Here is a 12,916-nt window from a genome sequence, read left to right as displayed (position 1 = left end):
TATCTTCAACGGCGATGATGACGAGGACGACGAGAACGGTGCTGACGACGCAGATGATGACAACGGTGCTGACGACGAGAACGGCCTCGCTGATGACGAAGACAACGGCGCTGCCGACGAGAACGGTGCTGACGACGCCACCGACGAAATCGAGGATCTGACGATCGAGCAGTTCGACGTTGACGACATGGCGGTCGACTCGATGACGATCGAATCGGTCGAGGAGACTGATACGCCGGAAGATGATGAGGCCGACGATGCCGAAACCGACGAGGCTGACGACGACACAGACGAGAACGGTCTCGACGACGACGGTGAGACCGTCTCCGAAGCCTCCGCATCGGCGATCTCGGTCGACAACATGACCCTCGAGACGATGGTCCTCGCGGACGCTGACGACCTCGAGGATGTCTCCGAGGAAGCTGACGATGAGGACGATACTGACGAGAACGGTCTCGACGATGACGACGATACGGATGACGACACCGACGACAACGATCAGCCGTCGATCGCGATCCTGAACTGATCGGCACGACCGTAGCCGACGCTCGATGCGTCGATCGGCCGATCACACGACGCGACTCCTTTTTCGGGCGGAATTCCAATTGACCGTCCAGCCAGATGTCTCTCGGTCGGATCGATTGAAACGACCGCGTCCCTACTCGACGGCTTCGAACAACAGATAGTACGAGACCGCGAGTGCCGTCCGTCCGTCACGGATCTCACCGGTACGAACGTCCTCGCGGAGTTCCTCGAGCGAGCATCGAGCTGGTCTGATACTCTCGTTGTGATCGAGTTGCTGGTCGGCCGTCTCTCGACAGCCGTAGGCGACGAAGACGTGCAAGACGGAATCCGCGATGCCGTTCGCCGGTTCGACAGTTACCAGCGACTCGACGCGGTCGGCTTCGTAACCCGTTTCTTCGGCCAGTTCGCGGTGAGCGGCAGCCTCGAGGTCGTCGTCTTCGGGTTCGGTGCCGCCGACGGGGAGGCCGCGGTTGATTCGGGATACGGCTTGTCGCCACTCCTCGATGCAGACGACGTCGCCGTCAGGCGTAAAGGGCAATACACAGATACTTTCGGGTTCGGAGAGATAGTCGAAGTCGGTTTCGGTGCCATCGGGCAGTTGAACGGACTCGTTAACGACATCGAACCCCGGACAGGTGTAGGCTACCCGGCGATCGAGCGTCTCCCAGTCAAGCGGATCCGTAGGCATACCGACCCGTACGGCAGCGGCTGACAAAAACGCCGCGTCACAGCTATCGTCTCTCGAGAATCCGCTACTTGCGGCTGCGTAACCCGTTCTACGTGGTGCGTTCCAGCTGTTCGGATCGGCGTATCTTCTCTATAACAAAGCCACAGATCGGTGAACGTCGTTTTCAGAGGGTGATCCATGGACCAGCTAACTGGCTTCCAGCGTGACTTGCTGTACGTGATTGCAGGTAAAGACCGTCCGTCGGGACAGGAAATTCTCGACGACATCAACAGCTACATCGACCAGCCGGTCACGCACGGCCGGCTGTATCCGAATCTTGACACGCTCGTCGAGAAGGAACTCGTCGAGAAAGGACAGCTCGATCGCCGGACGAACTACTACGCACTGACCCCGAAAGGGCGACGTGAACTCCAACGACGGCAGGAGTGGGTCGACCAGTACGTCGACGTGTAACACTCCTGATCTCTTCTGGAGACTCGTGTACCGTATACCGTGTCCCGTGTACTGTCCAACCGACTAGTCACTGGTAGCAGCTCGCATCGCCATTTCGTCTTGTTGCGTGTTATCCCGCGTGACTCGAGAGGAACAGCGCGCGGAGAACGGGTAACTGTCGACGGTCCGCGGTTGATTGTTGCCAGTTATCAGCTCTCAGTTGACTGTTGGCAGTTGCAATGAGCGCTCGACTCGCTACGCGACAGCGGTCAGCGTCACGAACTTCTCTCGAGTACGGCACCGCCAAAGAAATAGTGAATCGCTCCGAACGTCATCGGAGCCGGTCTGTGATCAGTCGTCGGCTGTTGCCGGCTCCTCGGACTCGGTCTCGTTCAACTCCTCGTCGGCGTCGTCCTCGTCTTCCTCCTCGACCGGTTCGTCGACATCGTCTTCGTATTCGACGTCGTCGTCGGGTTCCGCTTCTTCTCGGTCTTCTTCTTCGGCGTCCGTTTCCGGCTCGTCCGCTTCTTCCTCCGTGCTCTGTACGCCGTCGACAGCGACGCGCACCTCGAACGGACGGTCGTTCTCGTCGTCTACGTCGTCATCTTCGAGGCCGTTCTCGTCGTCAGCGTACTCGTTGTCGTCTTCGTCAGCGTACTCGTCGTGGTCGTCTTCGTCAACGTACTCGTCGTCCTCATCGGCGTACTCGTCGTCTTCGTCAGCGTCGCCGATGTCTTCGTCCTCGTCTTGCTCGAGGTACCCGATCGCGTACGCCGTGTACGCCGTGTCCGCCTCGAGATCGAGTTCGACCGAGGCGACGGGCTCTTCTTGCGAGATCACTTCGTCGTCGTCCAACTCGCCGTCGGTGTCGTCGTCAGCGCCGTTGTCGTCATCTGCGAGACCGTTCTCGTCGTCAGCGTACTCGTCATCGTCGTTGTCGTCAGCGTACTCGTCGTCCTCGAGGTCGTCACCCAGGTCGCCGTCGGCCTCGAAGAGATCGAGCGTCCGCGTGCCGGGTTCGACCGGAACGTAACCCGACGGCTCGGTAAACGAAACGTCTTCGAAGATCGGGGCGCCGGTCTCTCCGTCGGCGATGTTGACGGTCGGTGCGTCCGGCGACGCGTGGACGACGCGGACCCGCGAGGTGCCCTCGTCGACGTCTTCCGGTCCGGAATCGACGAGCAGCAAGACCTCAAACGTTCCCATGCCGGGGTCGTCATCGCCTTCTTCGATGGCTCCCTCGTCGTCTTCGAGGTCGTCACCATCGTCGTATTCGTCCTCCTCGTCGTATTCATCTTCTTCGCCGTATTCGTCTTCCTCGTCGTATTCGTCTTCTTCGCCGTATTCGCCCTCCTCATCATCTTCGTCCGCATCCGCAGCAGCGAGGTCGTCCTCGTCGTCGTCAGCTTCACCCTCGAGTTCGCCGATCGCAGCGGCCGTGTAGTACTCGGCACCGACTGCGATCGTTCCCTCGTAGGCGACCGTTTCCGGATCGCCGGCCGCCGTGATCGTCAGGGAGTAGGTTCCGGGGACGATCTCGAGGTACGGCGAGAGTTCGTCGTACGCGACATCCGTGAGGATCTGCTGGTCGTCGATATAGACGTCGACGTTCGGCGCGTCCGGTGAGAAGTGAGCGACGCGGATCGCGCCGACCTCCTCCTCCTCTTCGTCCGGTGCCTCGTCGGCGTCTCGCTCGTCGTCTTCGTGTTCGTTGACAGCCAGTGCTGTTCCGGTGAGTGTCGATCCCGCACCGACGACACCGATCGCCTTGATTGTCGAGCGTCGTGATAGCGTCATGCTACGGTCAGAACGGGGATCGTAATCAGGAAAAGCAGCACAGTCAGTTGCGCTGATTGTCGTGGCGTTTACTCGGACCGTCTCGGTGTAGAACGGCCGTAACGATCGAAGTGCGACCCTACTGCGGAGTATGGAGTCCCCAACGTCGGATCGTTTATGGTCGCTCGCCGAACGACACCTGCGAGAGATCCGCCTCGAGGTCGTCGACGTGGTCGTTGAACGCTTCGACGAACGCTTCGACGTCGTCGGCGAGTCGTCGCACTTCGGGAGCCGAGGGCGGCCCGTACTGCGAGAGAAGATAGGTCCCGTCCGAGCCGCCGACGCGCAGATAGGAGACGGCGTCACCGTCCCACTTGAGCTCCCAGCGGGTGCCCGAAACCGTCGTCGCGTAGGTGCCGTACTCGCCCTCGTAGCGGTTGAGTTCGCAGGCCATCGCGTTCCCGACGTCGCGGATCCGTTCGACGACCCGGTCGCGTTCGGCGACCAGCTCCGCCGTCGACTCGATCTCCGGGAACTCCTCCGGGACGTCCTCGAGCAGCCCATCGAACGAACGGACGTACTCGTTGTAGGCGGCGACGAACGCGCCGTAGTCCATCATCGCCGTCTCGAGCGCTTCGGGCTCCGGCGGTTGTTTGCTCGAGACGGCGTAGATTTCGTCGCCCGATTTGGGATCGAACCGGAGATACTGGACGTCCCCGGCCTCGTACTTGAGCGTCCACGACCCGCGATCGGTGTCGAACGTTTCCTGCCCGTAGTCGCCGCCCTGCAAAACGGCGAGTTCCCGCGCGATTTCGCCGGCGTGCGTTCGAACGCGGGCGGCCAGTTCGTCGCGCCGTTTGGCGACATCGTCCATTCCGTCGACGTCTGCCTCGAGTCCCTCGGTCATTATCGAATCGTAGGCGTGAGGACCGATACCCGTTGCGCCTCGCGGCGGACTCGAGCGAACGATGTGTGCTCTCGACTCGAACCGGAGTACAGTGTGGGGCTTCAGTGACGGTGAGTGTGTGCTCGAGCGGCGGGGCGGTCTATTCCGAGTCCGACTCAGATTCGGACTCGGCGTTTGACGCCGGCTCGAATACGTATTCACTCTCGAGATCCCGTGTCGTGATAACCTCGAGGTCGCCGTCGGAGACGTACTCGTCGAGGATTGCCATCGTCTCCTCGAACCGCTCGGCCGAGTCCCCGTCGATCGCGTAGTAGGTTAACGTGGTGATCCCGCCCAGATCCGCCGTTCGCTCGAGCAGGGCGTCGGCGTTTTCCACGTCGGGATCGACGATACGGGGATAGCGGGCCGAATTAGCCACGTAGCCCTGGACAGGATACCGTCCGACGAAGCCGATCTCGTAGGTGTCCCCGACGAGTTCGAGTGATTCCTCGTCGTATCGGCCCCTGGGATACGAGAAATAGCGGGCGCCCTCGCCGTAGCCTTCGTCCTCGAGCCACGGCCGGGAGGCGGTAATCTGGTCGGCCCGGTCGGCGGCAGAGTAGTCAGCGAGATTCTGTCCGTTTATGCCGTAACTGCCGATCATCCACCCGGCGTCGACGAGGTCATCGAGCTGTGCTTCGGTGAGTCGTCTGCCGTCGTGACTGGCTTCCGCGCGGATCAGGCCCGTGGGGACGAACGCCGTCGCAGGGTAGCCGTACTCCTCGAGGGTTGGAAGCGCCTCGGTCGCGATCGACTCGTCGCCGCCGTCGAACTGGAGGACAACGAGTCCCTCCTCGGGCCGCGGCACCAGATGCAGGTCGTCGAGCCGAAGTCGTCGCTCGGTCTCGTCGTCGACGTAGTAGGCGATATGTATCTCGACGATATCGCTCAGATCCGCGTCACCGTCGGCCGCGACGGCGCCGAAATTACAGCGATACAGCTCGTTCACCTGCGTCATCGCGCGAAAGTTGACGCCGTTTCCACTGGAGTCGAACAGTTGTATCCGGGGAGCGATCGTCTCCTCGGACGCCATCGCCAGCCCAGGACTCATCTCCGAACAGTCCAGTGGCTCGGGAAGCTCGCGGACGATCCGTGCCTCTTCGTCGTCGGTACTGGCCTCGAGCAGGACTGATCGCTCCCCCACAAGCGCGTCTTCCTCGTCGAGCGACGCAGCGCCGGCGAGCACCGACCACCCCTCGAAGTCCGCGAAGTCATCGATCGTTCCGTCGTCGTCGGGGCCTTCGATTTCGGGCGGTTCATCGTCGCTGGTGGGAGACTCATCGTCCGGGCCGGTCTCGGAACCGGTAAGCCCGAGCTCCGTACAGCCAGCCACCCCAACTGCAGTTGCCGTCGCGAGGTACGTCCGCCGTCTCATACGAACTCGATTGGTTACGAGACGGGATTGTTATGACCCTGATAGAGTTTACTCGTGGAGCTGTAGTCCGTGCGTGATACGGAGTAGGGTACATATCCGCGTCTTCGGGCGCGGACGACGGTCACGTAGCGGTCGGCGGTCGCGGAGTCGTCTCTGTGCGCCGGTGACTGCCGAAAAAAGCGCGGTCGTGTTCGATGAGGCCCGCCTATCCGCGTCACTGGCTCGGCGATCGAGACGCGCTGTATGACGGCGTCTCGAACGGTCACACCAGTGTCGCCAGTGTCACGTCATACGGTCCGTTGTAATTCGTTGCCGGTGATCGTTCGAACGGGGCAGCGATCACCGTAACACGTTACAACGATCCGTCTCAGGAGAGACTCGCCGCGTCTTCGTCGTCTTCGTCGTCTTCCATGCCGTTTTCGTCGTCATCCTCACCGATGCCGCCGTTCTCCTCGTCGTCTTCCATATCCTGGCCGTTCCCGGTTCCTTCTTCGGCGTCGGGGTCTTCTTCTTCCTCGGGACCGCCAGGTGGCTCTTCGCCGTCCTCTTCTTCGCCCGGACCACCGCAGCCTGCAACAACGGCCATCGACGCTGCAGCACCTGTTAACTGTAGCATTCGCCGCCGCGTCTGTGTCTCTCGTGCCATACGGGGTACTCTCTGCCCCCGACGCGGATAAGCCGACAGCCGACACTCGCGTGCATCGCGACTCTTCGCACCCCCGATTTCCGTCATCGCTCGGTCTCGAGGCAGCGAATTCGGAGCCGATCCGGATGGGTTCGGGGTCGCCCTGTCGGGCGAATATAGTTGGAGTTGTCACTATGGCGGTCGACAGCTCTACCACTTTCGTCCCGCTCTCGCAGGTCGCGTTCCAGACCGTCACACGAGTATCGGCTCGTAGCGACACCCGTTCTCGATCGGCGCGCCTCGAGTCCGCACGTTCCCTCTCAATGTAGCCACCAGACGGAAGCCGCTCCCGACAGAAACAAGCGTATGGCCACGATTCCAGAGCCCTTCCACGATTTGTTCGAGAAGCAAACGTTTGCACACATCGCGACGCTGACGTCGGAGCAGGATCCGCACGTGACGCCGGTCTGGATCGATTACGACGTCGACGACGATCGACTGCTGATCAACACCGAGCGGGGCCGGCGAAAGGAACGGAACCTCCGTGCGGAGCCGTCGGTCGGCGTCAGCATGGTCGATCCAGACAACCCGTACCGACGACTCTCGATCATCGGCGAGGTCGACGAGATCACGACCGAGGGCGCTCGAGCACACATCGACGAACTCACTCGCCGATATATGGACGTAGACGAGTATCCGAACTCGATCGAAACCGAGCGAGTCCTGTTGCGAATTCGGATCGACGAAATCGTAGACGCGGGAGACCCAAGTTAACTGGGCGGAGGCGAGACGGGCAGCTTTGAGGCGAGATTCGATGTAATCCGCGGTCGCCCGGCCGGTGACCCGGGCGGGAGCTACTCGTCGTTCACCGTCTCATCTTCGGTGGACGACACGTCCGAATATCGGCGTCGAAGCTGCTGGTTGAGGAGTTCTACCTCGTGAGACTGTTCCGCGTGCTCGTTGAACACCTCCTGTGCGTTCTCGAGGCCCGTAATCAACCGCTCCATTTCGCAGGTGTGACAGACGCACCTGTATCGCTCCTCACTCATCGCTCTGTTTCGAACCCGTGGCTGTTGACTGTGATCGTCCCGCGACGACGAGTGCGGAGGGCGTCATCGGATTGGGGGTGTCGACACTCGAGGAGTCAGTTTCTAAACGATACGTGTATCCATAGCAGTCGGTTCGTGTGGTCAAGATCTGTTAGCGTTTCGAGGTAGGGGTCAGTGAGGCGGTTCGTCTCGACAGTCATTAACCACGACTGGTTCAACAATACAAAAAACCCGTCCCAAACCTATTTGGATCTAACCGGACACTTATAACCGTTTGAATTTTCGAAGTTCTCTACCCGTAATTTGTTTCTGCGGTGTCGACAGCTCACTCTTCTCTGATAACGTTCTCGCCGAAGTGATTGAACGGGCGCACGCGTTGCTGTCGAAGCAGATTCTCTCGCTCGATCGTAAGCGGCAGTTCGTCTAACCGAGAGGTGATGGTGTTTACCTCTTCAGTACTGTTCGCGACGGCCAGTACGCGAATGTTCTCCCGCGCGCTGAGCATTTCATCAACTTTGACGATATTGGGCAGGTCGAGCGCCCTTTCGGCTACTTCCTCGCGAGCCTCCGTCGGCGCCGTACAGGAAAACTGTAGCCGAATCGGAAAGCCGGCCGCCTCGTAGTTGATGATCGGCACATACCCGTCGATAATCCCGTCGTCCTCGAGTCGCTCGATTCGATTGCGGATTGTGGTATCAGTCACCGGCAACTGATCGGCCATATCGACCGGCGTCATCCCCCGAGCGTTCTGTTGGAGGAGATGAAGGATTCCGTAATCAATCTCGTCGAGTCCTTCCGCAGCCATACAGGTGGTATCCAAGTAGGTGGTAAAGGCTCTTCGGGTCGCGGGGCGCGTAATCGAGACGTACGTGTGCGCGACTCACAACTGGCGCTGTACAGTTCTTCGAGTACGCGTCTTGGTTGACATCCTCCTCCGCCTTCAGGCGGAGGAATCCCGAGTCAAGCGAATCGAAGATTCGCGTACATCGCGAACCTCCGGTCGCTCAGCGTTGGGATATTACGGTTTGCAGTCTCTCCGTTCTCTCGATGTGAACCGTCCGCTCTCGCGGTCGAACAGGAAGACTCCGGGCTGTGCCAACCAGCCGTTACTCATATCCCCGGTCGGGGGACTCTGAGTTATCTTTCGCCGGATGTTCACCGAACAGTTGACATCTGCATTCATCGTCGTCTCGCACGACTCACAGACGTACAGTCCACGCTCCACGCGGTTGCTGTCTCGAATCTGCCCGCAACACGAACACGTCTTCGAGGTATTTTCCTCGTCTACGCGGTCAACGAGGATGCCGTGTTCTTCAGCCTTATATTCGAGCAAGTTCGTGAAGCGGTCGAACTCCCACCCATGCAATTTCTTATTCCCCGATTGACCCCAGTTCCGCGAGTTACCGTTCACGCCTTCGCGGATGTCGCTAAGGTCGCCAACTGCTATCTTCTCCACGCCTTCTTCGACACACCGTTGTACGATGTGTTTTGAGAGTGTGTGGAGGAAGTGGTCTTTGCGCCGAGAGAGTTTCCTTCGGGCTTTCCGCGCACGCTTTGACAGCCCGTTCTTGCCTTCGGTCTGGTATTCCTCGCGGGTGAAGTAGTGCTTGTCTTCTTTCAGCGTGTTCCCCGGATACAACTCTGAGGGGCCGTCCTCGTAGTCGATGGCAAGGTAGTTGCTGATGCCGAGATCGATACCCGCCGTCTTGTCGCCGGGAGCGTCCTCGACTGGAATCTCTTTTTTGCAGACGAGGTGTAGTTCCCACTCGTCTCCGTTCCAGACGGCACGCACTTGCTGGATGTTCTCCACTTCTACGTCGGGCCGAGTTTCGTACTCGGCGAGGATGAAGTCTGACCGTCCGTCTTTCAGATTCCAGCCTTTCGAGAGGCGAAGCTGGCCGTGCTTGTCGTCGTGTTTGATGCCTTTCTGTTTCCAGGTCACAGTGGAGCGTGGGTGTCGGTCGCCACGTTTCCGATAGCCGGGTGGGTTGTTGCCGTCATCGGAGTTGTACCAACCATTGAACGCTTCAGCAAGTTCTTCGAGAACTCGCTGACTTGACTGAGAATGCAGGTCACTGTAGCGTTCGTGGTCTTTCAACTCCGATTTCAGTTCGGCTTCGTCGGGAATCTCACCGTCTTCGTCCCACTGTCCTTGGATGTAGTAGCGTCCGACATTCCACAGTTTCGATGCTCCGAACCCGCACTGGTCAAGGTCGTCACGAACCTGATCGAGGTTCGTGATGCGTGCGACGTAGGTACGGGTCGTCTCCAGCATCGGACTGTGTTCATAACCAGTTATGGAATAGAGTCTATTAAAGTCTGTGTTTGGTGTGGAATATCCGGGTCTGTCGGTGCCGGTGGAATATGTCACTAAGTGACGGCGCGTATCCACGGCCTGAAGGCCGTGGTATTGCGCCTGCTCAGCGTATAACAGGCTGTCGTCGACGTCTTCAGGGTCGCGACGACCGACGCTCCCGAATCGCTGATCGAGACCCGTTTCCTCGAAGCCGAACCCGAGAGGCGACGTCCACAGAAGTATCGGGGCTCGAATGACTGCCCTCGAGGTACTTCACGAACTCATGCGGACCGTTTCGTGTTGCTTTATCAGAATGTAGTTCGTGATTCAGCTCATGGTAGTCAGCTTGGCTGCGTACGTGTACGCGTCGATTCGAACCCCCGAACACGAATTCCAGGCCTGGTTCGCATTCGTCCTGTTTTTCGCCGATGCAGCCGTTGCAAATGCGATCGTTCCCTCTCCGCCGCTGGTTTAGCTGGATATTAGGGCGCTAAGCCCCTGTCCTCAAGGAGCCAGCTTCCGCTGGCGAGGAGGCAGGGGTAGTTCATCTGCGGGTAGCCTCGTTCAGTTTTGTCAGAAGCGCACCTCCGTCGGCTTATGCTTCCGTTGCTCTGACGTCCGTTGATCCTCCTCGACGATCGCTTGCTGGACCAGACTGGCGATAGGTGCCCGCCGATCGACGCTGTACAGCCGACTCGCCGAACCAAACATCACAGACGGCGAGCTGATCTCCGTAGCGCTCGAGGGGCGCCTTCCGGTTTTTCGGTCTGTGTCCGGGTCCGGAACACGGACGTCAACGCCGGCCGCGGAGCCGCGACTCAATCGGTGATACGAATCACAATCAGGACAGCGGTGGGCCTGATCGTTTTCGTCACCAAAGACGCGGCCGAACCGGTCCGTGACGTACGCGCCGCAGTGGCTGCACCTTGAATCGGTGGTCGTCGACGGCCGCGGCGCGATCGTCACGCCGACCATCCCCCAAACCGGTCGCTAACTGTCAGGAAATGCGGGGAACGGGGTTTATATCCAGTGGGCCGGCGCAGATCACGAACCACGGTCGGAGCAAAGCTCCTTCCTGATTCGAATCTGCTTGGCTGCATTTCTGCCCGCTCACGAACGCGACTCGCTTCGCTCGTCGGTTAGGATTCGCGGGCAGAAATGGGCCGGCGCAGATTCGAACTCACAGTCGCCTTACGGCGACTTCCCTCGCAGACCCGCAAGGGGTCTGCTCGGTGCGGTTACGGCCACGCAAGCGCGTGAAGGGGGCGTGGAGCTACCAAGCTTCGCGCGAAGGCGTTCCGCCGACCGGGGATGCAACTCTCCCAGGGAACCGCCTCGTTGGTAATCATCGCCGCGCTCCCGGGATCCGCGCCGTCGTCGTCGGCCCGTCAGGTTGCCTCACACCACACGGAGGCAACATATGGAACCCAGAAACCGACTGAACGACATCAGTCCAAGCGAAGCCGTACAGCTATACAAAGACGACCGTCGAGGCGAAGTGTCTGATGCGACGCTCCAGTCGCACGGATACCGCCTCAAGCACTTCACCACTTGGTGCAAGGAGAACGACATCGAAAGCGTCGCCACCCTCGACGGACTCGCGTTGCAGAAGTTCAAAGTCTGGCGGAAAGGCCACGACATCCAGCCCGCCACGCTCAAGTCCACGCTGGACACCTTGCGAGTGTTCTTGCGGTTCTGTGAGTCGCTGGACGCCGCACAGGACGGATTGGCGGAGTCGGTGAACAGTCCCTCCTTGAGCGATGAAGACGCCGTCGGAACGGACATCCTACAAGCCGTGCGCGCCAAAGAAACCCTTGCTTACCTCGATCGGTTCGAATACGCTTCGGTTCGACACGCTGTTCTTCGCCTCTTGTGGGCGACTGGGATGCGGATGGGCGCGGCCAGGGCGATCGACCTTCAGGACTGCCACCTCGACCAGGCCAGCGAAGCGTACATCCGTCTCAGGAACCGTCCCGAACGCGACACTCGGTTGAAGAACGGAGACCGCGGAGAGCGCGATGTCTCGATCGACGAGAAGACCGCAATCGTCCTCCGGGACTACATCTCAGAGAACCGCTGGGATGTGCAGGACGACTATGGCAGGGATCCGCTCTACACGAGTCGGTTTGGCCGGTTGACCAAGAACACGTTCCGCGCGTACGTCTACCGGTTGACGAGGCCGTGCGAGATTGGGAAAGAGTGCCCTCACGGGAGGGAGCGGGAGTCGTGCGAAGCCGTCCAGTCGCGGATGTCGGCAAGTAAGTGCCCGGATTCAGTGGGGCCTCACGCGGTTAGGAGGGGTGCGATCACGCACTATTGCTCTGAGGGCGTCGCGGGTGAAGTGGTGAGTGATCGGATGAACCTGAGCAAGAAGGTTCTTGACCAGCACTACGACTTCCGGTCGGAGCGTGAGAAGATGGAGCAGCGACGGGAGCACGTCGACCGCGTCGACCTCTGAAGCCGCTTCTTCCTTGCGTTTTACCCTCTAATCCCCAACACCCCTATCTTAAAACTTATGCTTATAAGTTTATTGTCACTTCACTTCCGCCCTACGGATCGCTCTTAAGTCTATATCTGTCAATCACAGATACAACGGTGTCCCGCACCCGTTGCCAGGGGCAGCGAGGGCATCGTCGTCCAACAAACCAACTATGACCAGTGAAATACCCTTATCAATCCCCGAGATCAGGGAGTACGCCGAGTTCGAACGAAAACGCCGACAGTATTACTCGGAGTTAGTCAACGACCTGTCAACTGCCATCACCGACGAAATCACTCCATTCCGCGCGCCGTTCCACTACAAGGTGACCGAAAGCCTCGCAGGCCACTACCTACAACGGAACGGATTCGCCGTTACAAGACGGGGTGGATCCAATGACCCTGACATTATCCTCGAAGTTGACTTCAATGTGGAGATCAAGGGCTTTTCGACCCCCTCACTCCACAACGAGATCAAAACGAGTAACCTCGAGGCGGATAACGTGTTGCTGGTCGACTGGAATCCGTACTTGGAGGGCGGCGACAACGTTGGGGTGTATCAGCGAGACATCGACGAGCTCGACGAAGGTCACATCAAACTTCACGAGGTAGTCGATGATGATGATGATGGTGAGGGTGGTTTTCCGCTTGGTTCAGTCACGTATAATTCCTCCCGGTGGAGCCTCGACGAGGAATTGTGACGCGGCATTCGGTTTCCGAGCACTA

13 protein-coding genes and 2 pseudogenes are annotated in these 12,916 nt (G+C 59.5%); 6 read left to right on the top strand and 9 right to left on the bottom strand.

All coding sequences use genetic code 11. From position 1 onward, the window contains the following. Positions 1-526, top strand: a pseudogene (locus GS429_RS22245) (hypothetical protein); the annotation flags it as partial. A gap of 132 nt (positions 527-658) precedes the next feature. Here GS429_RS22245 and GS429_RS15965 read toward each other — a convergent pair. Continuing rightward, positions 659-1,213 carry an NUDIX hydrolase gene (locus GS429_RS15965; RefSeq protein WP_160066337.1) on the bottom strand — a complete coding sequence of 185 codons (555 nt, stop codon included), beginning with the start codon at positions 1,211-1,213 and terminating at the stop codon, positions 659-661. 177 nt (positions 1,214-1,390) lie between these two features. On the opposite strand from GS429_RS15965, the gene GS429_RS15960 reads away from it, so the two are divergent. Continuing rightward, on the top strand, positions 1,391-1,666 hold the full coding sequence (locus tag GS429_RS15960; RefSeq protein ID WP_160066336.1) for a PadR family transcriptional regulator: 276 nt from the start codon (positions 1,391-1,393) through the stop codon (positions 1,664-1,666). 330 nt (positions 1,667-1,996) lie between these two features. On the opposite strand, the gene GS429_RS15955 is transcribed toward GS429_RS15960, so the two are convergent. The 4 genes from GS429_RS15955 to GS429_RS15940 all read right to left on the bottom strand — a co-directional run bounded on the left by GS429_RS15955 (position 1,997) and on the right by GS429_RS15940 (position 6,388). Next, entirely contained in the window at positions 1,997-3,442 is a 1,446-nt protein-coding gene (locus GS429_RS15955; protein ID WP_160066335.1) for a DUF4397 domain-containing protein, read from the bottom strand. Between the two features lie 154 nt (positions 3,443-3,596). Further along, positions 3,597-4,328, bottom strand: a complete 732-nt coding sequence (locus GS429_RS15950) for a profilin-fold protein (RefSeq protein WP_160066334.1) — start codon at positions 4,326-4,328, stop codon at positions 3,597-3,599. 139 nt (positions 4,329-4,467) lie between these two features. Beyond that, on the bottom strand, positions 4,468-5,742 hold the full coding sequence (locus GS429_RS15945) for a polysaccharide deacetylase family protein (RefSeq protein ID WP_160066333.1): 1,275 nt from the start codon (positions 5,740-5,742) through the stop codon (positions 4,468-4,470). A gap of 367 nt (positions 5,743-6,109) precedes the next feature. Then, entirely contained in the window at positions 6,110-6,388 is a 279-nt protein-coding gene (locus GS429_RS15940; protein WP_235920834.1) for a hypothetical protein, read from the bottom strand. 345 nt (positions 6,389-6,733) lie between these two features. On the opposite strand from GS429_RS15940, the gene GS429_RS15935 reads away from it, so the two are divergent. Further along, positions 6,734-7,141, top strand: a complete 408-nt coding sequence (locus tag GS429_RS15935) for a TIGR03618 family F420-dependent PPOX class oxidoreductase (RefSeq protein ID WP_160066332.1) — start codon at positions 6,734-6,736, stop codon at positions 7,139-7,141. Between the two features lie 80 nt (positions 7,142-7,221). On the opposite strand, the gene GS429_RS15930 is transcribed toward GS429_RS15935, so the two are convergent. The 3 genes from GS429_RS15930 to GS429_RS15920 all read right to left on the bottom strand — a co-directional run bounded on the left by GS429_RS15930 (position 7,222) and on the right by GS429_RS15920 (position 9,691). Continuing rightward, on the bottom strand, positions 7,222-7,416 hold the full coding sequence (locus tag GS429_RS15930) for a hypothetical protein (RefSeq protein WP_160066331.1): 195 nt from the start codon (positions 7,414-7,416) through the stop codon (positions 7,222-7,224). Positions 7,417-7,741: 325 nt separating this feature from the next. Beyond that, on the bottom strand, positions 7,742-8,221 hold the full coding sequence (locus GS429_RS15925) for an Lrp/AsnC family transcriptional regulator (RefSeq protein ID WP_160066330.1): 480 nt from the start codon (positions 8,219-8,221) through the stop codon (positions 7,742-7,744). A gap of 213 nt (positions 8,222-8,434) precedes the next feature. Continuing rightward, positions 8,435-9,691, bottom strand: coding sequence for an RNA-guided endonuclease InsQ/TnpB family protein (locus GS429_RS15920; RefSeq protein ID WP_160066329.1), 1,257 nt, complete (start codon positions 9,689-9,691; stop codon positions 8,435-8,437). A 355-nt stretch (positions 9,692-10,046) separates the two neighbouring features. Between GS429_RS15920 and GS429_RS15915 the strand changes: the two genes are divergently transcribed. Beyond that, positions 10,047-10,187: a hypothetical protein gene (locus tag GS429_RS15915; protein WP_160066328.1), complete on the top strand. Its 141-nt coding sequence runs from the start codon at positions 10,047-10,049 to the stop codon at positions 10,185-10,187. Between the two features lie 293 nt (positions 10,188-10,480). On the opposite strand, the pseudogene GS429_RS22240 reads toward GS429_RS15915, so the two are convergent. Then, positions 10,481-10,687: pseudogene (locus tag GS429_RS22240) on the bottom strand (DUF7563 family protein); the annotation flags it as partial. Positions 10,688-11,132: 445 nt separating this feature from the next. On the opposite strand from GS429_RS22240, the gene GS429_RS15910 reads away from it, so the two are divergent. Together GS429_RS15910 and GS429_RS15905 are read left to right on the top strand one after the other, a co-directional pair. Then, positions 11,133-12,170 (top strand): tyrosine-type recombinase/integrase, encoded by a 1,038-nt coding sequence (locus GS429_RS15910; protein WP_160066327.1) that lies wholly within the window; start codon positions 11,133-11,135, stop codon positions 12,168-12,170. Positions 12,171-12,363: 193 nt separating this feature from the next. Continuing rightward, positions 12,364-12,891, top strand: coding sequence for a hypothetical protein (locus GS429_RS15905; protein WP_160066326.1), 528 nt, complete (start codon positions 12,364-12,366; stop codon positions 12,889-12,891). The last annotated feature ends 25 nt before the right edge of the window (positions 12,892-12,916 follow it).

The sequence above is a fragment of the Natronorubrum halalkaliphilum genome, from assembly GCF_009834785.1.
GTDB lineage: Archaea > Halobacteriota > Halobacteria > Halobacteriales > Natrialbaceae > Natronorubrum > Natronorubrum halalkaliphilum.
This window is presented reverse-complemented; position numbering and strand designations above follow the sequence as displayed.

Excerpts from the sequence above, each read along its gene's own strand:
- GS429_RS15965 (WP_160066337.1), bottom strand. The coding sequence starts at position 1,213 with ATGCCTACGGATCCGCTTGACTGGGAGACGCTCGATCGCCGGGTAGCC.
- GS429_RS15960 (WP_160066336.1), top strand. The coding sequence starts at position 1,391 with ATGGACCAGCTAACTGGCTTCCAGCGTGACTTGCTGTACGTGATTGCA.
- GS429_RS15955 (WP_160066335.1), bottom strand. The coding sequence starts at position 3,442 with ATGACGCTATCACGACGCTCGACAATCAAGGCGATCGGTGTCGTCGGT.
- GS429_RS15950 (WP_160066334.1), bottom strand. The coding sequence starts at position 4,328 with ATGACCGAGGGACTCGAGGCAGACGTCGACGGAATGGACGATGTCGCC.
- GS429_RS15945 (WP_160066333.1), bottom strand. The coding sequence starts at position 5,742 with ATGAGACGGCGGACGTACCTCGCGACGGCAACTGCAGTTGGGGTGGCT.
- GS429_RS15940 (WP_235920834.1), bottom strand. The coding sequence starts at position 6,388 with ATGGCACGAGAGACACAGACGCGGCGGCGAATGCTACAGTTAACAGGT.
- GS429_RS15935 (WP_160066332.1), top strand. The coding sequence starts at position 6,734 with ATGGCCACGATTCCAGAGCCCTTCCACGATTTGTTCGAGAAGCAAACG.
- GS429_RS15930 (WP_160066331.1), bottom strand. The coding sequence starts at position 7,416 with ATGAGTGAGGAGCGATACAGGTGCGTCTGTCACACCTGCGAAATGGAG.
- GS429_RS15925 (WP_160066330.1), bottom strand. The coding sequence starts at position 8,221 with ATGGCTGCGGAAGGACTCGACGAGATTGATTACGGAATCCTTCATCTC.
- GS429_RS15920 (WP_160066329.1), bottom strand. The coding sequence starts at position 9,691 with ATGCTGGAGACGACCCGTACCTACGTCGCACGCATCACGAACCTCGAT.
- GS429_RS15915 (WP_160066328.1), top strand. The coding sequence starts at position 10,047 with ATGGTAGTCAGCTTGGCTGCGTACGTGTACGCGTCGATTCGAACCCCC.
- GS429_RS15910 (WP_160066327.1), top strand. The coding sequence starts at position 11,133 with ATGGAACCCAGAAACCGACTGAACGACATCAGTCCAAGCGAAGCCGTA.
- GS429_RS15905 (WP_160066326.1), top strand. The coding sequence starts at position 12,364 with ATGACCAGTGAAATACCCTTATCAATCCCCGAGATCAGGGAGTACGCC.